Source organism: Thermus brevis, assembly GCF_026427635.1.
Classification (GTDB): Bacteria; Deinococcota; Deinococci; order Deinococcales; family Thermaceae; genus Thermus; species Thermus antranikianii.
The window spans coordinates 916,662-935,949 of record NZ_CP102606.1 but is presented as its reverse complement, the minus strand read 5'-3'; the positions used below and the strand labels follow the sequence as shown (position 1 = coordinate 935,949).

General features: G+C 65.4%; 18 protein-coding genes. 11 read left to right on the top strand and 7 right to left on the bottom strand.

Going from position 1 to position 19,288, the window contains the following annotated elements; translation table 11 throughout:
- The first annotated feature begins 8 nt into the window (after positions 1–8).
- Positions 9–407 (top strand): PaaI family thioesterase, encoded by a 399-nt coding sequence (locus KQ693_RS05285; protein WP_015716448.1) that lies wholly within the window; start codon positions 9–11, stop codon positions 405–407.
- Here KQ693_RS05285 and KQ693_RS05280 read toward each other — a convergent pair.
- Both KQ693_RS05280 and KQ693_RS05275 read right to left on the bottom strand, forming a co-directional pair.
- Positions 404–793, bottom strand: a complete 390-nt coding sequence (locus tag KQ693_RS05280) for an NADH-quinone oxidoreductase subunit 15 (RefSeq protein ID WP_019551701.1) — start codon at positions 791–793, stop codon at positions 404–406. The two genes, KQ693_RS05285 and KQ693_RS05280, sit on opposite strands and share 4 nt — an antisense overlap.
- A 36-nt stretch (positions 794–829) precedes the next feature.
- Positions 830–1,903 (bottom strand): radical SAM protein, encoded by a 1,074-nt coding sequence (locus tag KQ693_RS05275; protein ID WP_015716446.1) that lies wholly within the window; start codon positions 1,901–1,903, stop codon positions 830–832.
- A gap of 103 nt (positions 1,904–2,006) precedes the next feature.
- Here KQ693_RS05275 and KQ693_RS05270 point away from each other — a divergent pair, with 103 nt between their 5' ends.
- Genes KQ693_RS05270 through wecB form a run of 4 tightly spaced genes read left to right on the top strand, consistent with a single transcriptional unit; the run spans position 2,007 to position 5,700 of the window.
- Positions 2,007–2,858, top strand: a complete 852-nt coding sequence (locus KQ693_RS05270; RefSeq protein ID WP_041438055.1) for a phosphotransferase — start codon at positions 2,007–2,009, stop codon at positions 2,856–2,858.
- A 10-nt stretch (positions 2,859–2,868) separates the two neighbouring features.
- The gene (gene upp, locus KQ693_RS05265) at positions 2,869–3,495 is read left to right on the top strand and encodes a uracil phosphoribosyltransferase (protein WP_015716444.1); all 627 of its coding nucleotides are present in this window, start codon (positions 2,869–2,871) and stop codon (positions 3,493–3,495) included.
- Complete coding sequence (locus tag KQ693_RS05260; protein ID WP_015716443.1) at positions 3,492–4,580, top strand: MraY family glycosyltransferase; 1,089 nt, start codon at positions 3,492–3,494, stop codon at positions 4,578–4,580. The genes upp and KQ693_RS05260 overlap by 4 nt, the downstream gene beginning before the upstream one ends.
- A gap of 1 nt (position 4,581) precedes the next feature.
- Positions 4,582–5,700, top strand: a complete 1,119-nt coding sequence (gene wecB / locus KQ693_RS05255) for a non-hydrolyzing UDP-N-acetylglucosamine 2-epimerase (RefSeq protein WP_267262145.1) — start codon at positions 4,582–4,584, stop codon at positions 5,698–5,700.
- Here the strand turns inward: wecB and KQ693_RS05250 are convergent.
- Positions 5,675–6,871, bottom strand: a complete 1,197-nt coding sequence (locus tag KQ693_RS05250; RefSeq protein WP_267262144.1) for an MFS transporter — start codon at positions 6,869–6,871, stop codon at positions 5,675–5,677. The two genes, wecB and KQ693_RS05250, sit on opposite strands and share 26 nt — an antisense overlap.
- A 68-nt stretch (positions 6,872–6,939) precedes the next feature.
- Here KQ693_RS05250 and KQ693_RS05245 point away from each other — a divergent pair, with 68 nt between their 5' ends.
- From KQ693_RS05245 to KQ693_RS05225, 5 genes are all read left to right on the top strand, one after another.
- Positions 6,940–8,031, top strand: coding sequence for a site-2 protease family protein (locus KQ693_RS05245; RefSeq protein WP_267262143.1), 1,092 nt, complete (start codon positions 6,940–6,942; stop codon positions 8,029–8,031).
- Between the two features lie 55 nt (positions 8,032–8,086).
- Complete coding sequence (locus KQ693_RS05240; RefSeq protein WP_267262142.1) at positions 8,087–9,070, top strand: TAXI family TRAP transporter solute-binding subunit; 984 nt, start codon at positions 8,087–8,089, stop codon at positions 9,068–9,070.
- Positions 9,071–9,131: 61 nt separating this feature from the next.
- Entirely contained in the window at positions 9,132–11,246 is a 2,115-nt protein-coding gene (locus KQ693_RS05235; protein ID WP_267262141.1) for a TRAP transporter permease, read from the top strand.
- A gap of 29 nt (positions 11,247–11,275) precedes the next feature.
- Complete coding sequence (locus KQ693_RS05230) at positions 11,276–12,253, top strand: TAXI family TRAP transporter solute-binding subunit (protein WP_267262140.1); 978 nt, start codon at positions 11,276–11,278, stop codon at positions 12,251–12,253.
- Positions 12,254–12,257: 4 nt separating this feature from the next.
- Entirely contained in the window at positions 12,258–12,680 is a 423-nt protein-coding gene (locus KQ693_RS05225) for a hypothetical protein (RefSeq protein ID WP_267262139.1), read from the top strand.
- Here KQ693_RS05225 and KQ693_RS05220 read toward each other — a convergent pair.
- Positions 12,677–13,894: a S1C family serine protease gene (locus KQ693_RS05220; protein WP_267262138.1), complete on the bottom strand. Its 1,218-nt coding sequence runs from the start codon at positions 13,892–13,894 to the stop codon at positions 12,677–12,679. The genes KQ693_RS05225 and KQ693_RS05220 overlap by 4 nt on opposite strands.
- 46 nt (positions 13,895–13,940) lie before the next feature.
- Positions 13,941–14,798: a formyltetrahydrofolate deformylase gene (gene purU / locus KQ693_RS05215; RefSeq protein WP_015716431.1), complete on the bottom strand. Its 858-nt coding sequence runs from the start codon at positions 14,796–14,798 to the stop codon at positions 13,941–13,943.
- 18 nt (positions 14,799–14,816) lie between these two features.
- Between purU and rraA the strand changes: the two genes are divergently transcribed.
- Positions 14,817–15,311 carry a ribonuclease E activity regulator RraA gene (rraA, locus tag KQ693_RS05210; protein ID WP_041438049.1) on the top strand — a complete coding sequence of 165 codons (495 nt, stop codon included), beginning with the start codon at positions 14,817–14,819 and terminating at the stop codon, positions 15,309–15,311.
- Here rraA and KQ693_RS05205 read toward each other — a convergent pair.
- Positions 15,205–16,827 (bottom strand): ATP-binding protein, encoded by a 1,623-nt coding sequence (locus KQ693_RS05205; protein WP_267262137.1) that lies wholly within the window; start codon positions 16,825–16,827, stop codon positions 15,205–15,207. The two genes, rraA and KQ693_RS05205, sit on opposite strands and share 107 nt — an antisense overlap.
- The gene (gene mutS / locus KQ693_RS05200; protein WP_267262355.1) at positions 16,824–19,259 is read right to left on the bottom strand and encodes a DNA mismatch repair protein MutS; all 2,436 of its coding nucleotides are present in this window, start codon (positions 19,257–19,259) and stop codon (positions 16,824–16,826) included. Before mutS ends, KQ693_RS05205 begins: the two co-directional genes overlap by 4 nt.
- Between the last annotated feature and the right edge of the window lie 29 nt (positions 19,260–19,288).

Genomic DNA, 19,288 nt, shown 5'->3' with positions numbered 1-19,288 from the left:
AGGAGATCGTGGACCTGAACCAGCTGGGCAAAGAGGTGCTGAAGGCCCAGCCCTTCAGCCAGTACCTGGGGATGGAGCTTCTTTCCGCAGGGGAGGAGGGAGTGGAACTGGCCCTAAAAGTCCGTCCGGAGTTCTACCAGCACCTGGGGGTAGTCCACGGAGGGGTCATCGCCGCGCTTATGGACAACGCCCTCACCTTCGCCGGAGGCCTGGTCTTAGGACCCGGGGTGCTCACCGTGGAGTTCAAGCTGAACTTTCTCCGCCCCGCCAAGGGGGAAAGGCTTCTGGCCCACGGTAAGGTGGTGCAGGCGGGTAAACGCCTGGCGGTGGTCCAGGGCAAGATCTACAGCGAGGAACCCGAGCCCAGGCTGGTGGCCCTGGGCCAGGGCACCATCGCCAAGGTTTAGGCGAAGGCCAAGGCCTCCCGCGCCCGGTCGGCCAGGGCGAAGAAGCGCTCCTTGGTAAGGGGGATTTTCCCCGTCACCAAGCCTTTCCCTGGCTCGTAGTGGGCGTGCAGATGGATGTGGGCCCGGGGAAGGCGGATGCCGATGCGCTTCAACTTGGCGTGCCGGGGAGAGACATCCGCCAAGAGAAAGGGTTCCCCCAAGGCATCGGAAAGGGAAGCGGTCATGATGGTGGTGGGAAGGTCGTAGGGGCGCTCCATGCGGTAGATGAAATCGGGGAAGTCCGCCTCCTTCTCGAACCGGACCCCCTTCTCTCTGGCGTATTCCCGCATCCAGGAAAGGAGCTCCACCCAGGCCTCATAGAGTTCCCGTTCGTGCGAGGCGCTCATGGCCCGAGTATACCAAGAGGCCAGGGTGCGCTGGCCCTAATAGAGGAACTCCCGGATGTCGTACCGGGCCACCCGCAGGCCCAAGCGGCGGAGCTCCCTGGCCCAAGCAGCAAGCTCCGCCTCCACATCGGGAAGAGGCTTTAGGCCCAGGAGGGCGTAGGGGGTACCCGGCTCCTCCTGGAAAGGGGATAGGTAAACCACATCCTCTTTCCCCAAGGGGAGCTCGGCCAAAAGGGCCAGGCTTTCCCGGCGGTGGGCCCCAGCGTAGGCTAGGCCCCCAGCCCCCACCATGAGGATTACCCCCAAGGAAAGCCCCGCTTCCTTCAAAGCGTTCACCAGGGGTAAGGCCTCCCGGGGGTGCCCGGGCTTGTTAAGGAGGGCAAGCAACGGAGGATGCCCGGTCTCCAGGCCAATGTAAACCCGTCTAAGCCCCAAGGCCCTAAGCCTTTCCCACCAAGCCGCCTCCTTCTTCAACCCGGTAAAGAGATCCAAAAAGCCCAGGATGGGCTCCCCGGGAAAGGCCCGCCGGACCTCTTCCAGAAGGGGAAGAAGGGGCTCGCCCAGGGCCAAGGCGTTGCCATCTCCCAGGAAAACCCCCCTCCTTAAAAGCCTTCCCCTTCCCAAAAGCTCCAAAACCCGTTCCACATGCTCCCGGAAGGCATCCGGACTGCGCTTCTGAAAGGGGCGGTCCTGGTAGAAGGAGCAGAAGGCGCACCGGTTCCAGGTGCATCCCGTGGTGGCCTGGAGGACCACGGAAAGGTAGGCATCCGGAGGGAGAATGCTCACGGGCCAGGCGTAGGCCCGGCGATAAGGAGTGGGGTCGGAAAGGGCCTCCGGGGTCCAGCGAAGCACCTCCTCCCGGCGTCCAGGATCCTTGAGATGGGCCTCCGCTATGCCCAGGATCTCGCGGTAGACCTCCAGGGCCCCCGCCTCCTCCAGGCGTCGCCTCCTCCTCTCCCCCTCCCGGTAGCGCAGGTGCAGGCTTCCGTCCAAGGCCCGCTTGTAGGTGAGCCCCTGGCGGAAGTAGTGGTAAGGCCGGCCCTCCCGGTCAAAGGAGAGGACCCTGTCCCCCAGGGAGAGGACCGTGGCCTCCGGGCGCAAAAGCTCCACACCCTTAGGTTACGCGCTGCCGGGGATGGGGTTGAGGAAGACCTATGCAAAGCCATACTCACGGGGCATTTCATCCCCCCTCGAGGCCCTTAGAATAAGCCCCGTGGTGCTCTCGGCCCTGAAGGGCCTCCTCTCCCCCGATACCCTCTCTCGCCTTACCCCCCTGGGCGGCTTTGAAGCCCGGGTGTACACGGATGGGGAAAGGGTCTACAAGGTATACCAGCCTGGCGAGGCCCACCTGGCGGCCCTCGAGGCCGAGAGGATGGCCCGCGCCGGCTTGGGAAGCTTCGTCCTGGGGGTGGCCCAGGTGGAGGGGCAAGGGATCCTGGTCATCCGCCATTTTCCCGGAAAACCCTTCAGCCCCGAATCCTTCACCCCCAAGGCCCTCGCCGCCCTCTCCCACCTCTTCCTCTCCCTCCACCGCCTCCCCGAGCCGGGGTATGTGGAGCGGGAAGAGCTTTCGGAGAGGCTAGAGCGCTTCGCTGAAAGCCTGGGCTCCGTGCCCGAGGCCTTAAGCCTCATCAAGGCCCTTATGCGGGAGGTCACCTGGGTGGCGGGGGTGGAGAAGCGCTTCTGCCATCGGGACGCCTGGGCGGGGAACCTCCTGCTTAAGACCCAGGAAAACCCCTCCCACGACGACCCCGAGGTGCTCCTGGTGGACTGGGTCCGTTCCGGAGGCGACGATCCCGCCCGGGACCTGGCCCTCCTCAAGACGGGAAGCCTAGACCTCTTGGGGGAAAAAAGGGCCCGGGAGGCCCTTTTCCGCCTGGTGCAGTTCTACCCCAAAGAGGTGCGGGAGCGCCTGGCCTTTTACGTGCCCCTCACCTACCTCCACGACCTCCACTGGTTCCGCACGAAGAAGCCCGAGGGCTTCCTCGAGGCCCTGGCGGACAAACTCCCCCGAGCCCTGAGCTTCTTCCAAGACTGCTTTCCCCTGAGAAACCGGGCGTGTTAGGCTTTGGGGGATGAGGATCACCCTGGTGGACCATCCCTTGGTCCAGCACAAGCTGGCCCACCTCCGGGATAAACGCACGGGCGCCAAGGATTTTCGCGAGCTAGCGGAGGAGGTATCCCTCCTCATGGCCTACGAGGCCATGAGGGACCTGGAGCTTACGGAAACCACCGTGGAAACCCCCGTGGCCCCCGCCCGGGTCAAGGTGCTTTCCGGCAAGAAGCTGGCCCTGGTGGCTATCTTGCGGGCTGGATTGGTCATGGTGGAGGGCATCCTCAAGCTGGTGCCCCATGCCCGCGTGGGGCACATCGGCCTCTACCGGGACCCCGAGTCCCTAAAGCCCGTTCAGTACTACGCCAAGCTACCCCCGGATATCCACGAGCGCCGGGTCTTCCTCCTGGATCCCATGCTGGCCACGGGCGGAAGCGCCAGCCACGCCCTTACCCTTCTTAAGGAGAAGGGGGCCACGGGAATCAAGCTCATGTGCCTCATCGCCGCCCCCGAGGGCCTGGAGCGCATCGCCCAGGACCATCCCGACACCGAGGTGGTGGTGGCGGCCATCGACGAGCGCCTGAACGACCACGGTTACATCGTTCCCGGCCTGGGGGACGCCGGGGACCGGATCTACGGGACCAAATGACCGAGCTTCTGAAGAAGATAGGCATCGCCGAACCCACGGGCACAGGCTGGCTCACCGTGGCCTTCGCCTTCCTGGTGGCCCTTTTCTTCACCTGGCGCTTCCTGCCCCATGTGCGCCGCTTCGCCCTCAAGGTGGGCTGGGCGGACATGCCCAACGAAAGGCGCCTCAACCGGGAGCCCCTGCCCAACGCCGGGGGCCTGGCGGTGTACGCCGGGGTGGTGCTGGCCCTGGTGGTGGCCGCCTTCCTAAGGCCCATCCTGGTGGAACACGTGCTTATCCAAATCCTCGCCATCCTCTTGGGAGGAGCTTGGTTGGTGCTGGTGGGTTTCATCGACGATCAGTTCGGCCTCCCGCCCCTCTTCCGCCTCTTCGTGCAAACCCTGGCCGCCCTCCTCCTCATGGCGGTGGGGGTGCGGTTCGAAGCCGCCTTCGGCACCCCCCTGGATCCCGTTTTGGGGTTTTTCCTCACCTGGCTCTGGGTGGTGGGAATCACCAACGCCCTGAACCTCATGGACGGCCTGGATGGGCTGGCGGGCGGGGTGGCGTACATCAGCGCCATGAGCCTCCTCTTCGTGAGCGCCCAGTTTCCCTACTGGGCGGCAGGCACCCTGGTCCTGGCGGCCCTGGCCGGGGCAGCCTTGGGCTTCCTGCGGCACAACCTCCACCCAAGCCGCATCATCTTGGGGGATGCGGGGGCTTACTTCCTGGGCTTCACCCTGGCGGCCACCTCCCTTCTTGGCAACCTGAAGCTCACCACCTTTTTGGGCCTCCTGCCCCCGGCCCTTTTTCTTCTTCTCCCCATCCTGGACACCACCCAGGTGGTGGTGCGAAGGCTATTGCGGGGGCAAAACCCCCTTTCCACCCCCGGAAAGGACCACATCCACCACCGCCTTCTCGCCCGGGGACTTTCCCAAAGGCGGGTGGCCTTCCTCCTGTGGGGGCTCGCCCTCCTCTTCAACCTTCTGGCCATGGCCTACCTGGGCATGCCCAAGGAAGCCATTCTGGCAAGCCTTTTCGCCACGGTTTCCGGCCTGGGGTGGGTGACCTACCGCCGCCTCAGGGCCCTTTGGAGGGGGGCAGAATAGCATGAAGCGGGTGGTCCTAGCCTTCGGCACCCGGCCCGAGGCCACCAAGATGGCCCCGGTCTACCTGGCTTTGAAGGAGCATCCCCACATCAAGCCCCTCATCCTCCTCACTGGCCAGCACCGGGAACAACTAAGGCAGGCCCTGGGGCTTTTTGGCATCCAAGAGGACCGGAACCTGGACGTGATGCAAGAGCGCCAGGCCCTGCCGGACCTGGCGGCCCGCATCCTGCCCCAGGCGGCCAGGGCCCTCGAGGAGATGCGGGCGGACTACGTGCTGGTCCACGGGGACACCCTCACCACCTTCGCCGTGGCCTGGGCCGCCTTTCTGGTGGGGCTTCCCGTGGGGCACGTGGAGGCAGGCCTAAGAAGCGGCAACCTCAAAGAACCCTTCCCCGAGGAGGCCAACCGCCGCCTCACCGATGCGCTCACCGACCTGGACTTCGCCCCCACCCCCCTGGCCAAGGAGAACCTGCTAAGGGAGGGCAAGAAGGAGGAAACCATCCTGGTCACCGGCCAGACGGGGGTGGATGCCGTGCTCCTGGCCGCCCGGCTAGGCCGGCTTCCTGAGGGGCTTCCCCCTGGCCCCTACGTGACCGTTACCATGCACCGGCGGGAAAACTGGCCCATCCTGGGGGAGCTGGCCCGGGCCCTCAAACGGGTGGCCGAGGCCCTCCCCCACCTCACCTTCGTCTACCCCGTGCACCTGAACCCCGTGGTGCGGGAGGCGGTCTTCCCCGTGCTCAAAGGGGTGAAGAACTTTCTCCTCCTGGATCCTTTGGACTACGGGCCCATGGCCGCTTTGATGCGGGAAAGCCTCCTCCTCGTCACCGATTCCGGGGGGCTTCAGGAGGAAGGAGCGGCCCTGGGGGTTCCCGTGGTGGTGCTCAGGAACGTCACGGAAAGGCCAGAAGGCCTCGAGGCGGGCATCCTGAGGCTGGCGGGCACCGAACCCGAAAGGGTTTACCGCACGGTGAAGGCGCTACTGGAAAACCCCGAGGAGCTTGAGCGCATGCGCCAGGCCAAGAACCCCTACGGGGATGGGAAGGCGGGGATTCGGGTGGCCCAGGGAGTGGCCTGGCGGCTCGGCCTGGGGCCTAGGCCGGAGGACTGGGTTCCGTAGGCCAGGAGCGCAGCTGGTAAAGCCCCACCATCAGCACCGCCCCTCCCAGGACCAAGGCGGCCCAGCGCCCCCCGAGAAGCTCAAAGAGAAGCCCGGTGAGGTAGGCCCCAAGGGGCCCGGTGCCCAGCATCACCAGGCTGTACACCGCCATCACCCGGCCCCGAATCCGGTCGGGCACGGATAGCTGCACCAGGGTGTTGGCGTTGATGAGCACGGAGATCATCCCGAACCCTCCCAGGGCCAAAAAGAAGGGGGCCAGGAAGGCGTAGGGCAGGAAAAGCCCCAGGTGGGCCAGGGAAAGGGAAAAGACCCCAAGAAGAAGCCTCCCTGGCTTGGGTCTACCCGTAAAGGCCATGACCAAGGCGGCCCCCAGGGCCCCAAACCCCACGCTGGAAAGAAGGCCACCATAGCCCGTGGCGGAAAGGCCCAGCACCAGCCGGGCATAGGCGGGCACCAGGGTCTGGAAGTTCATGCCCAAGAGGCTTGCGAAGAGCACCAGCCCCACCACCCGGCGCACCACGGGATGCTCGAGGACAAACCGCACCCCTTCCTGGGCCTCCCGCCACCAGCGGCCATCCCCTTCCTCCCCCCTAGGACCCAAAGGGACCCGGCGCAGGACGAAGAGAAGGGGCAAAAAGGAAAGGGCATTGGCCAGATAGGCCACCCCCACGCCAAAGAGGGCGATCAACACCCCGGCCAGGGCCGGCCCCAACAACCTGCTGGTGTTGAAGCCAAAGGAGTTAAGGGCGATGGCCCCCGGGTACCGGTCCCTGCCCGCCAGCTCCACGGTGAAGCTCTGGCGCACCGGGAGGTCCATGGCGTTGAGGGCCCCGTAGAGAAACGCAAAGAGGAGCACGTGGCCGTAGCGCACCTGCCCGGTGAGGATGAGGAAGGCCATGAAGAGGGCCAGAACCATCATGCCCCCCTGGGTAAAAATAAGAAGGTTCCGCTTGGGGTAACGGTCCGCCAAAACCCCGGCGGGGAGGGAGAACAGCAAGGAGGGCAGGAACTGCAAGGCCACCACCAGCCCAAGCCTCTCCGCGCTTCCCGTAAGGAGGAGGACCAGCCATCCCTGGGCCGCCGACTGCATCCAGGTGCCCATCTGCGAGGTGAAAAGGGCGAGCCAGTAGGAACGATAAAGAGGGTCTCTCAGGAGGGCCAAGGCCAGCACCCCCTTATCCTACGGCTGACTGACCGGTCATTACCAACTCCACCGCCAGCCCGTGCCTATACTGAGGCATGCTCCAGCGCGGCTTTCCCCTGTTCCGCGTTCTGGGGATCCCCCTTTACCTGGATTTCTCCTTCCTCCTGATGCTGCCCCTCCTGACCTTCCTCATCGGCAGCAACCTGCCCCTTTATCTGGAGCTATTTGGCCTTCCCCAGGACCCCTCCCTGCTCCAGGGCATCCTGCCCTTCCTGCTGGGACTTTCCGCGGCCCTGGGGCTTTTCGCCTCCGTGCTTTTACACGAGCTCGGGCACGCCCTGGTAGCCCGGCGCTTCGGTATAGAAACCAAACGCATCACCCTGTGGCTCCTGGGCGGGGTAGCCCAGATGGAGAGGATTCCCAGGGAACCCAAAAAGGAGCTCTGGATTGCCCTGGCGGGCCCGGCGGTGAGCTTTGCCCTGGCCCTCTTCTTCCGTCTGGTGCAGGCGGAATCCGGGGCCCTGGGGTTTCTCACCCACTACTTGGCCTTGGTCAACCTGATGCTGGGGCTATTCAACCTCCTCCCTGCCCTGCCCTTGGACGGAGGCCGGGTCTACCGGGCGCTTTTGGCCATGCGCAAACCCTACCTCCAGGCCACCCGGCAGGCCTTGGCCCTGAGCCAGGCGGTGGCCTGGGCCTTGGGGCTTTTCGGCCTTGTGGTCTTCAACCCCTTCCTGGTCCTGATCGCCTTTTTCGTGTACATGGCCTCGAGGGCCGAGGTGGAGGCCACCCTGCTGGCCCAAGCCTTAAGCGGGTTGAAGGCCAAGGACCTCATGACCCCAAACCCCCTGGTCATCCCGCCAGAGCTTACGGTTCAGGAAGTCCTGGAACTGGCCCTGGCCCACAAGGTTTCCGGCTTTCCCGTGGTGGTGGAGGGGCGGGTCCTGGGGGTGGTGGGCCTCGAGGGGCTGGAGGGCGCCAACCCCCTGGCCCCGGTGGTCCACTACCTAAAAGAACCCCTGATCCTCTCCCCCGAGGAGGACGCCCTCACCGCCCTGGAGCGGATGGCCGAGCGGGGGTATGTCCGGGCCCTGGTCATGGAAGGGGACGAGCTTCTCGGCATCCTCAGCAAGACCGATCTCCTAAGGGCCTTCCAGATACGGGTGCTGGGACATCCCTCACCTTGACAGGTACCCCAGGGTAGGGTAGGTTAGGGGCGCAAAAGTATACGGGGAGGTGACCATGAAGCGAGCCCTTATCCTCATCGGTCTGGCAGTCCTAAGCCTTGGCCTGGCGCAGAAGCCCAAGGTGGTGATAGGTACCGGGAGTACCGGAGGCGTATTCTTCTACTACGGCACCGCCATGGCCGACATCCTCAACAAGGCGGGGGTAGTGGAGGCCCAGCCGGTGCAGACCGGTGGCTCCTATGACAACCTGCAGCTCCTGCGGGACCGCACCTCGGGCAACACCTACTACTGCGCCCTCACCACCACCGACTCCGCCTACGTGGCCTACACCGGGGAGGAGCCCCGCTTTAAGGACAAGCCGGCCAAAAACCAGCGGGTCCTCTTCTACATGTACCCCTCCTTCATCCACCTGGTGACCACGGAAAAGACCGGCATCAAGGTGGTGCAGGACCTGAAGGGCAAGCGGGTCTCCACGGGCCAGCCCGGCTCCAGCACCGAGAACCTCGCCCTGCTGGTGCTGCAGGGGGCCGGGGTAAAGCCGGAAACCTTCGCCAAACGGGAGCGCCTGCCGGTGGCGGAAGGAGCCAAGGCCCTGGCCGAGGGCACCCTGGACGCCTTCTTCTGGGTGGGAGGCGTGCCCACCAGCTCCATCGTGGAGCTCTCCCAGACCCTCGCTCGCAAAGGGGACCGCATCTACCTGGTGCCCATCGACCCCAAGAGCACCACCGCCCAGGTGGTCATGAAGAGGTTCCCGGGCCTGGTGGATCCCTACAAGGTGCCCAAGAACATCTACAACACCCGCACCGATGTGCCGGGGCTCGCCACCGGCAACATCGTGGTCTGCCCGGACACCATGCCCGCGGAGGCCGGCTATGCCATCATGAAGGCTGTCTTCGAGAACCTGGATACCCTCCGCACCGCCGTGGCCGCCGCCAAGGACACCAGCCTCGAGGCCACCGCCAGGCTGCATGGAAGACTCCCCATCCCCTTCCACCCGGGAGCCGAGCGGTACCTGAAGGAGAAAGGCCTCATCAAGTAAGCCATGCCTTAGCCCGGGTGCCCTGGAACCCTCCAGGCCCCGGGCTTTTTTGGAGGAAGCCATGGAGCTAGAACATCCCAAGACTCCATCCACCCCTCTGGCCCGGCTGACCCACTGGATCCTGATCCTGGGAGCTCTTTACAGTCTGTATCTGGTCCTTCATCCCTTCACCCCCTTGGCCAAGGCCGAGATCCCCATCCTGGACATCGTCCAGCTTCAGCGAAGCACCCACGTCCTCTTTCTCCTCCTGGGGGGGTATCTGGTTTCCTTCTACCTCCCCAGGAAGCGTACCCTAGGGGCCTGGGTGTACTTCGCCTTCACCTTGATCCCCCTCTACAACTTCCTCTTTCCCAGCGTGCCCGGGGTAACCCTGCCGTGGGAGGCCAAGGCGGTGGGCCTCCTGTACTGGGCGGTGGCGGCCCTGCCCGCCATCTTCCCGCGCTTAAAACCGCCTGCCGACCTCCTGGCGGCTCTCCTGGCCCTCTTCCCCACCCTCTACCAGCTCCGCTTCTTTGAGGAGCTGGTCTACCGGGCGGTGCTTCCCGAGCCCTGGGACATGGCCATGTCCTTCGGGCTCATCATGCTGGTCCTGGGCCTGGTCTACCGCCTTCTGGGGCCGGTAATGCCGGTGCTGGTCCTCTTCTTCTTCAGCTACAACCTCTATGCCGATCTCTTCCCCGGGGCCTTCAGGGGAAGCCGCCAGGGGATAGACCTCCTTCTGGGCAAAACCTTCAACGAAACCGAGGCCGGCATCTACGGGCTCATCACCGGGGTCTCCGCCAAGTACCTGGTCTACTTCACCTTGCTTTCCGGCATGATCGGGGCCTTGGGCCTGGGAAAGGTGGTGGCCAACCTGGCCCTGGCCCTGGTAGGTAAGCACCCCGCCACCCCTGGACGGGTTACCGGCCTGGCCAGCGTGTTCATGGGGATGTTCTCCGGCTCCGGGGCCGCGGACACCCAGTTTGTGGCCGCCCTCACCAAGCCCCTTTACGAGAGGGCCAACTACGATCGCCTGGTAGCCGCGGGCCTGGTGGCCACCGCAGGCACCATCGCCCTCATCACCCCCCCGGTCATGGGCTCCATTGCCTTCATCATGGTGGAGATCCTCCAGATCCCCTACCTGAAGGTGATCATCATGGCCCTGGGGCCGGCCTTGCTTTACCTGACCGCCGTTTTAGCCTTCAACGAGTTCTACTCCCGCAAGGCGGGCCTGCCCCCCGTGGGAGCGGAGCTGGGCATGAGCCGGAGGGCCTATATCCTCCGCTACAGCACCCTGTTTTTGCCCATCCTCCTCATCGTCGCCATGCTCTACATGGGCTACGAGGTGCGCACCGCCGCCAGCCTGGCCCTCCTCTTCTTCATCCTCCTCACTTATCTGGACCCCACCCTGAGGCCTAAGAACCTGGCTCCCATCTTCCAGGGGCTTTCCGAGGGCTTCCGCACCCTGCTCCCCATCGGCACAGCCGTGACCGCCGCCAACCTTATCTTCGCCATGATGGTGATCAGCGGCCTTCCTTCGAAGTTCAGCCAGCTTCTCCAGCAGGTATCGGGGGAAAGCCTCCTCCTCGCCACCCTCATCACCGCCATCTTCAGCCTGATCCTGGGCATGGGGGTGCCCCCCACCGCCACTTACGTGCTCACCTCGGCCCTCACCGCCCCTGCCATTATCGCCCTGGCCAAGCAAAACGGCATCCCCGATTCCGCCGCCATCCTCGCCACCCACATGTTCCTCTTCTACTACGCGGTCCTGGCCGACGTAACCCCGCCCGTGGCCCTTTCCGCCTACGCCTCAGCCAGCGTCTTCGGCACCAACCCCCTGGTCACCGGGGTCTATGCCGCCCGGGTGGCCCTCGCCAAATACCTGGTGGGCTTCTTCTTCCTGCTCTCCTACTCGGGCACCGCCCTCCTCATCGTGCCCGTGTTGGAGAACTCCCCTCCCGGCGCGGCCTGGGGCATGATCCTGGAGCGCTTCTTCTCCGTGGCCATCGGCATCGTTTACCTTTCGGCCTCCGCCGCAGGGTATACCCGCAGGCCCCTGGCGCGCTGGGAGGCCTGGGCTTTGGGTATCCTGGCGGTTTTCCTCTTCGCGCCCTACGGACCCCTGAACCTAGCAGCCTTCCTGCTCGGGCTTCCCTTCTTCCGCAAAGGGTTGACGGGAGCGCACGGGAAGCCTTAGGGTAAGGCCGAAGGAAAGGAGGTAAGGCTATGAAGAGAGCCCTGTTGATCCTCTTGGCCTTGGCGGGTTTGGGTCTTGCCCAGAAGCCCAAGGTGGTGATCGCCACCGGGGGTGTGGGGGGGGTTTACTTCTACTACGGCACCACCCTGGCGGAGATCTGGAGCAAGGCCGGGGTAGCCGAGGCCCAGGCCATCCAGACTGCGGCTTCCATTGACAACCTGCTCCTTTTGGAAAACCGCACAGGCGGAGGCACCTACTACTGCGGCACCGTGTTGCCCGATTCCGCCTATTTGGCCTACACCGGTCAGCACGATCGCTTTAAGGAGAAACCCGCCAAAAGCGTGCGCATCCTCTTCGCCATGTACCCCAACTTCCTGCACATCGTCACCCGGGAGGGAACGGGCATCCGGGTGGTGCAGGATCTGAAGGGGAAGCGGGTGTCCACCGGGGCCCCGGGTTCGGGCACGGAGGTGGAGGCCCTGCTGGTCCTGCAGGCCGCCGGGATCTCCCCCAAGGACTTCGCCAAGCAGGAGCGCCTGGGGGCCCAGGAAAGCGCCAACGCCCTGGCCGAGGGCAACATCGATGCCTTCTTCTGGTCGGGGGGCCTCCCCACCGGGGCCATCACCGAGCTTTCCGCCGCCCTGGCCCGGAAAGGGCAGAGGATCCACCTGGTGCCCTTGGATCCCAAGAGCACCGTGGTGCAGACCTTCCAGAAGCGCTTCCCCGGCCTCGCCGGCCCTGGGGTGATCCCCAAGGCGGTCTACGGGGCCCGGAGCGACACCCCCACCCTCACCTTCTGGAACCTCTTCGTCTGCCCGCAAAGCCTGCCGGAGGAGGCCGCCTATGCCCTCACCAAGGCCACCTTTGAGAACCTGGCCACCCTGCGCCAGGCGGTGGCCGCCGCCCGGGACACCACCTTGGAAAACGCCGTCCGCTTCGTGGGGGGTACCATCCCCTACCACGAGGGGGCCCTGCGCTACTTCCGGGAAGCCGGGGCCCTGAAGTAGGCCGGTGAAGCCCGCCATTTTCCGCACCAAGCTGGCCCAGCTCCCTAGGAGCTGGGCCTTTTGGCTGACCCTGGTCCTTCTCGGCCTGGTCCGGGTGGTGGTGGTGGAGGACGGACAGAAAACGTGGTACCTCTTTCTGAGCGCCTGGGAACAGGGACGGGTGGAGTTCGTCAACTCGGTGACGGGGAAGCCCGTCCTCTTGGAGTTCCACCTGCCCTGGGCCTTCCAGGGCTTCCGGGCCTTCACCGACCCGGAAACGGAAGCCTATTACACCGCAGGCGAATACCCCTGGAACCAGGCGCTGGCCAGGGAGAAGCGGAAAACCCTAGACTACTGCTCCGAGGTGGGCCTGGCCTTAAAGCTGGGAGGTACCTGGTTCCGCGTGGAAAAGGGGTGCCTTCGCCTCCGCCTCCTCTGGCCTCCTTAACGGAGGATCTGGGGGACTACCTTCAGGGTGAGGGTGCGGCCCTGGCGCCAGACCTCGAGGCTCACGGCCTCCCCTGGCTTCTTGCCGTAGAGCACCTGGCGGAGCTGGGCGATGGAGGAAAGAGGCACCCCGTCGGCCTTGAGGAGCACATCCCCATCCACCCCCACCTGCAAGGCCTCGCCCGTGGGAAGCTGGATGTAGGCAAAGCGGCTTGGAGCCCTTAAGCCCGCCCGGGCAGCGGGGCTATTCCTTTCCACCTCCTGCACCATGAGGCCGGAGGCAGGAAGCCCGTACTGCTGGCGAAGCCTCTCCGGGTAAATGGAAAGGGGGATGAGGGACACGCCAAGCCGGGGACGGCTCCTGACGATCTCCTCCGCGGTCAGGGTCTTCCCCGCTTTCAGCTCGGGCAGGTACTGCTTCACCAGGTTGATGGGCAGGGCAAACCCCACCCCGGCGAACTGGGCGGCCCCGAACTGGCCCGTGGGGGTGAAGATGGCGGTGTTGATGCCGATCACCTCCCCGCGGGAGTTGAGGAGGGGTCCGCCGGAGTTGCCAGGGTTGATGGCGGCATCCGTCTGGATCACCTGGGGCACCAGACCCGATTCGTCCCCGATGGCCCCGGGGTTTTCCCGGATGGCGGAGACGATCCCCTGGGTCACGGTGAACTCCAGCCCGAAGGGGTTCCCCATGGCGATGGCCTTCTGCCCCACCCTAATGCGGTCGGAATCCCCCAGGACCAGGGGCACCAGCTTTTCCTTGGGCGCCTCCACCTTGAGGAGGGCCAGATCCAAAGGCGGGGCCGCCCCCACCAGGCGGGCCTGGTACTCCTTGGGGTCGCTGTGGAACTTCACGGTGATGCGGCTGGCTCCCTCCACCACGTGGTAGTTGGTGAGGATGTACCCCTCCTTGTCGATCACGAAGCCCGAGCCCGTGCCCTCCTGCGGGGGCATTTGCAAAAATGGAGCAAAAAACTCAAATCCGGGGGGAAGCTGGACATTTTGAGGACGGGTCACCACCCCCACGTAGACCACCCCGTCCCCGTACTTCTCCACGATCTCCACGGTGTTGCGCTCGTACTCCAAAAGCCCTGCCTCGGCAGGTGCGGGAGCAGGCTGGGAGCGCTGGGTCTGGCCGTTGCTCAACCCCCACCAGAGCACAGCCCCCACCATCAGGGAAAGCACCAGAAAACCCACAAAGGAACGGGCTAGGTTCATACACCACCTCCCGAACTTACCTTACGCTTTCCCGGTTAGGCACCGATTAGACGAAGACCACGGTCTTGTTGCCGTGGACGAGGATGCGGTCCTCGAGGTGCCAGCGTACCGCCCGGGCCAGGACCGTGCGCTCCAGCTCCTGCCCAAGCCGCCGCATCTCCGCCACCGGGTGGCGGTGGGATACCCGCACCACGTCCTGCTCGATGATGGGCCCTTGGTCCAGCTCCTCGGTGACGTAGTGGGCGGTGGCCCCGATGAGCTTCACCCCCCGCTCGTGGGCCTGGCGGTAGGGGTCGGCCCCGGCAAAGGCCGGCAGGAAGGAATGGTGGATGTTGATGATGCGCATGGGGTAGCGGGCCACGAAACCGGGGGAGAGGATCTGCATGTAGCGGGCCAGGACCACCAGCTCCACCCTTTCCTCCTCCAGAAGGGCCAGGATCCTTTCCTCCGCCTCCTCTTTCCTTCCCTTCTCCACCGGCACGTGGTGGTAGGGGATACCGAAGCGCTCCACCTCCTCCTGGTGGTGGGGGTGGTTGGAGATCACCATCCGGAGGTCCATGGAAAGCTCCCCCACCCGGTAGCGCCAGAGGAGTTCCAAAAGGGCGTGGGCCGGCTTGGAGACTAAAATGGCCACCCGCTTTCTTTCCGAGGCATAGGCCAGGCGCCACTCCATATGGAAGCGGCTTGCCACCACGTCCTGGAAGGCCCTTTCCAGGGCAGGGCGGGAAAGGTCCAGGTGGGGGGTGGTGAAGGCCAGGCGCATGAAAAAGGTTCCCCCTTCGGGATCGGTGGAATACTGCTGCAAATCGGTGATGTTGGCCCCATGGGCGTACAGGAACCCGGAAACCGCGGCCACGATCCCGGGCCGGTCCGGGCAGGTGATGAGGAGCCGCGCCTCTTCCATAGGCGCTACTATATCCCCATGGACTGGCGGACCACCGACCTATCGGACGCCCATCCCGAGGCGGAAACCCTGCCCATGGTCTTCAGGAGCTTCGGCGGCAAGACCCGCTTCCAAGGGTGGGTGCGCACCCTGAAGGTCTTCCAGGACAACGCCCTGGTGCGAAGGGTGCTGGAGGAGGAAGGGCGAGGCCAGGTGCTGGTGGTGGACGGGGGAGGCTCCCTGAAGACCGCCCTTTTGGGGGGCAACCTGGCCCGGCTGGCCTGGGAGCGGGGCTGGGCTGGGGTGGTGATCCACGGGGCCGTGCGGGATACCGAGGAGCTGAAGGAAGTGCCCATCGGCATCCTGGCCCTGGCGGCCACTCCCAGGAAAAGCGCCAAGGAAGGCCTGGGAGAGGTGGACGTACCCCTTAACCTCCCCTGGGCCAGGGTTCTTCCGGGAGACCTTCTTCTGGCCGACGAGGACGGGATTCTTCTCCTGCCCTCGCCCCAGAGCGACGGCCAAAGCGCCGGATGAGGTCCTCCTCCTTAAGGGCCAGCAGGGTGGGCCGGCCGTGAGGGCAGACCCAGGGGGTTTGGCACTGGAGGAGGGCGTCCAGGAGGGCCTGGCCCTCGGCCCGGGACAGGGGGTGCCCTGCCTTCACCGCCGGCAGGCAGGCCAGGCGGGCCAGAAGCTCCGTGAGGCTTTTCCCCTCTCCCCTCAGGGCCTCGCGGAAGATCTCCGGAAGGAGGAGGGGATAGGGATGGAGGAAGGAAGGAGCCGCCAGGAGCCTGACCCTGCCTGGGCCAAAGGCCTCGAGGGCAAAGAGGGAGGCCAAGGCCTCCTGCCTTTCCGGCAGAAGGACCTCCTCCGCAGGGGAAAGCTCCACCAGAACGGGATAGGGAAGCTCCCTTAACCCCTCCTCCTTAAGGCGCCTTTGAAACTCCTCGTAGAGGACCCGCTCGTGGGCGGCATGCTGGTCCACCAGGTAGAGGGTATCCCCCGCCTCCGCCAGAAGGTAGCTGCCCCGGAACTGCCCCAGGTACCGCAAAGGGGGAAGCCCTGAAGGGGTGGGCGGGCTTAAGGGCATGAGGGGCCTGGGTTCGGGGAGGCTACGGGCCAGGTTATGCCTTTGGAAGGCCTCCCTCAGACCTTCCTCCACAAAGGCCTCCGCCTCCTCCAAGACCGCCACCTCCTCCTTCCTGGCATCCAGCCGCAACCGGAAGGCCTCGAGGGGCAGGGTGAGGTTCAGGACGCCCACGGGGAAATGCCCCTCGGGAAGAAGCTCCCGGTAAGCCCGGCGCACGGTCTTCAGCAAACCCTCCGGCCAGGCCACGGGGCGGCCGTTGATGGCCAGGAAGAGAAGGTCGGGCCGCGTGCGGGAGGCCTGGGGTCCGGAAAGCAAGCCCTGAAGCCGCATGCCCCCGGCTTCCCGCTCCACGGGCAAGAGCCTTTCCGCCAGGACCCGGCCGAAGGCCAGCCGGGCCGCCTCCTTAAGCCCCGCACCCGGGAAGAGGAGCCGGGCCTCCCCCTCTGCGAAAAAGGCCAGGGAAAGCCAGGGATAATGGAGGAGGTAGCGCCTTAAAAGCTCCGCCACCTCCCGCTCCGAGCCTTCCCCTTCCCACCCCACCACCTCCACCCGGGTCCCCGGGGGGGCCGCCACCTCCCTAACCTCCACCCGCTCCCCCTGGGCCAGAAGAAGCCCCCCACCCACCTGAAAGCGGGGCCGGGAGCGGATCCTGAGAAGGGCGGCCTGCCTTAGAGCGTAAAGGGCCTGGCCGCGAAAGCCCAAGGCGGTGATCCTCCCGGGGTCCAGAAGCTTGCTGGTGGCGAAGGGTTCCACCGCCAAGGGAAGCTCGGCCAAGGGGATTCCCTGGCCATCGTCCTCCACCACGATCCTCTCCCGTCCCCCGCCGTAAAGCTCCACCCGCACCCTCTTGGCCCCTGCGTCCAGGGCGTTTTCCAAAAGCTCCCGCACCACGTCTCTGAGGGAAAAGAGCACCTCGCCCCGGGCCAGGAGCCCCCGGAGCTCCTCAGGAAGCGGGCGGATCACCCCTTTATGGTATCCAGGGGAGCCCCCAGGGCCAAGGCCTTGAGCTCATGCAGGAGGCGGAGGGCCTCGAGGGGGGTCAGGGTGTTGGGATCCAGGGAGATGAGCTTCTCCAGTACTGCCTCCGCCACCCCCTCCCTGCGGGCGGTGAGGACCTGGAGGAGGGCCTTGGCCCGTTCCACCACCTCCTTGGGAAGCCCGGCCATCCTGGCCACCTCCACCCCGTAGCTCTTGGAGGCCGGGCCAGGCAGCACCTGGTGGTAGAAGGTCAGCCCTCCTTCCTCCTCCTTGGCGGCCACGTGCAGGTTTTTCAGTCGAGGCAGGGGCAGGGCGGTGAGCTCAAAGTAGTGGGTGGCGAAAAGGGTGTAGCACCGCCTCTCATGAAGGGCCTCGGCCACGGCGGTGGCTATGGCCACCCCGTCCAAGGAGCTCGTCCCGCGGCCCACCTCGTCCAGAAGGACCAGGCTCTTCTCCGTGGCCTCCTTGAGGATCAGGGCCACCTCCTCCATCTCCACCATGAAGGTGCTCCGCCCCCCTGCCAGGTCATCGGAGGCCCCGATCCGGGTAAGGATCCGGTCGAAGAGGGGAAGGACAGCCTCCTCCGCGGGCACAAAGCTTCCAATCTGGGCCAGAAGGGCGATGAGGGCCGTCTGACGCAGGTAGGTGCTCTTCCCCGCCATGTTGGGCCCGGTGACCAAGACGAGCTCGTGGGCCATCTCCAGGTCGTTGGGGACGAAGCTGGTGCGCCGCTCCACCACCGGGTGGCGCCCCCCGCGGATGTGAAGCCTATCGCCAAAACGGGGCCTTACGTAGCCATAGCGCACCGCCACCTCCGCTAAGGCGGCATAGACGTCCAGCTCCGCCAGGACCCTGGCCGCCTCCCTGAGGGCCTCCGCCTCCTTCCTGGCCTTTTCCCTGAGCTCCAGGAAGACCTCCTCCTCCCGGCGGCGGATCTGGGCCTCGAGGCGGTAGAGCTCCCTTTCCCTCTCCTTGATCTCCGGCAGGGTGTAGCGCTGCCGGTCCTTCAGGGTCTGGATGGCCCTGTACTCCGAGGGAACCCTTTCGTAGTAGGGTCGGGTCACCTCCAGGTAGTAGCCGAAGACGGCGTTATAGCCCACCTTCAAGGTGGGGATGCCGGTTCTGGCCTTCTCCCGCTCCTCCAGCTCCAAGAAGTAGGCCACCCCCTCCCGGTGGGCCTGCCGCAGGGCATCCAGATGGGGATCATAGCCCTGGCGGATCAGCCCTCCCTCGGAGAGCTTGAGGGGGAGTTCCTCCTCCAAGGCCGCCCTCAACTCCTCCAGGAGGGAACCCAGGTCGGGAAGGACCACCTCCTCCCCCAAGAGGGCCCGGAGCTCGGGCAGGATCTCCAGGCTCCGGCGCAAGGAGCCCAGGTCTCGCGGGGATGCCCGCCCCATCTCCAGCCGGGTGGCCAGCCTTTCCAGGTCCGCCAGGCGGAAGAGGAGCCGCCTGACCCCTTCCCGCAGGGCCCCTTCCCTTACAAAGCGCTCCACCCGGTCCAGCCGGGCCTCCAGGGGACCCGCCTCCAGCAAGGGATGGCGGAGCCAGCTTTGCAACAACCTGCGACCAAAAGCCGTGCGGGTTTCGTCCAGAACGCCGAAGAGGGTGTCCTGGCCCCGGATGGGCTCGAAGACCTCGAGGGCCCTCAAGGTGGCCTCGGGCAGGTGCATGAAGGCCCCGGGGTCATAGGGGCGGAAGGGCCTGGGGCAAAACCCCTCCCCTTGGGTCCAGCGGGCATACCAAAGGAGCGCCCCCTGGACCCGGCGCAGGGCCAAGGGCCCTTCCCCCATTGGTTCAAAGGGAGCCTCCGAAAGCATAACCGGAAAGCGCTGCTGGAACTCCACCATAAACTCCCGGTTTTCCCTGAGCTCCGGGGCCAGGAGCACCTCGGCGGGCCGGTGGCGGAATAGCTCGTCGTACAAAGCGCTCTTGCTCTTAAGCAGGGTACCCTTGAACTCCCCGGTGGACACGTCCAGAAAGGCCACCCCGAAACCATCCCCGGTGGCGATGGCCGCCAGGTAGTTGGCCTCCTTGGAAAGAAGGGCCTCCTGCACCAGGGTGCCGGGGGTGAGGAGCTGGGTCACCTCCCGCCGCACCAGGCCCTCGGCCTCCTCCGCCGGTTCCACCTGGTCCGCCACCGCCAGCCGGAAACCCATTTTTAAAAGCCTTTCCGCATAGGCGTCAAAGGCCCGGATGGGAATCCCCGCCATGGGGGTGGTGAAGTCCTTGCTGGACTTGTGGGTAAGCACCAATCCCAAAGCCCGGGCCAGCCTTTCCGCGTCCTCCCCGAAGCACTCGTAGAAGTCCCCCACCTGGAAGAGGAGGAGGTAGTCGGGGTAGCGGTCCCTGAGTTCCACATACTGTTGCAGGAGAGGGGGAAGGGGACCCGGGCCTTCACCCTTGAGCATGGGACTCATCATAACCCCGGCATACCCCTGGATAAGCG

Bases quoted from the DNA above. Each gene is read 5' to 3' on its own strand.
- KQ693_RS05280 (WP_019551701.1), bottom strand. From the start codon at position 793: ATGAGCGCCTCGCACGAACGGGAACTCTATGAGGCCTGGGTGGAGCTC.
- upp (WP_015716444.1), top strand. From the start codon at position 2,869: ATGAGGATCACCCTGGTGGACCATCCCTTGGTCCAGCACAAGCTGGCC.
- KQ693_RS05260 (WP_015716443.1), top strand. From the start codon at position 3,492: ATGACCGAGCTTCTGAAGAAGATAGGCATCGCCGAACCCACGGGCACA.
- wecB (WP_267262145.1), top strand. From the start codon at position 4,582: ATGAAGCGGGTGGTCCTAGCCTTCGGCACCCGGCCCGAGGCCACCAAG.
- KQ693_RS05245 (WP_267262143.1), top strand. From the start codon at position 6,940: ATGCTCCAGCGCGGCTTTCCCCTGTTCCGCGTTCTGGGGATCCCCCTT.
- KQ693_RS05240 (WP_267262142.1), top strand. From the start codon at position 8,087: ATGAAGCGAGCCCTTATCCTCATCGGTCTGGCAGTCCTAAGCCTTGGC.
- KQ693_RS05235 (WP_267262141.1), top strand. From the start codon at position 9,132: ATGGAGCTAGAACATCCCAAGACTCCATCCACCCCTCTGGCCCGGCTG.
- KQ693_RS05230 (WP_267262140.1), top strand. From the start codon at position 11,276: ATGAAGAGAGCCCTGTTGATCCTCTTGGCCTTGGCGGGTTTGGGTCTT.
- KQ693_RS05220 (WP_267262138.1), bottom strand. From the start codon at position 13,894: ATGAACCTAGCCCGTTCCTTTGTGGGTTTTCTGGTGCTTTCCCTGATG.
- purU (WP_015716431.1), bottom strand. From the start codon at position 14,798: ATGGAAGAGGCGCGGCTCCTCATCACCTGCCCGGACCGGCCCGGGATC.
- rraA (WP_041438049.1), top strand. From the start codon at position 14,817: ATGGACTGGCGGACCACCGACCTATCGGACGCCCATCCCGAGGCGGAA.
- mutS (WP_267262355.1), bottom strand. From the start codon at position 19,259: ATGAGTCCCATGCTCAAGGGTGAAGGCCCGGGTCCCCTTCCCCCTCTC.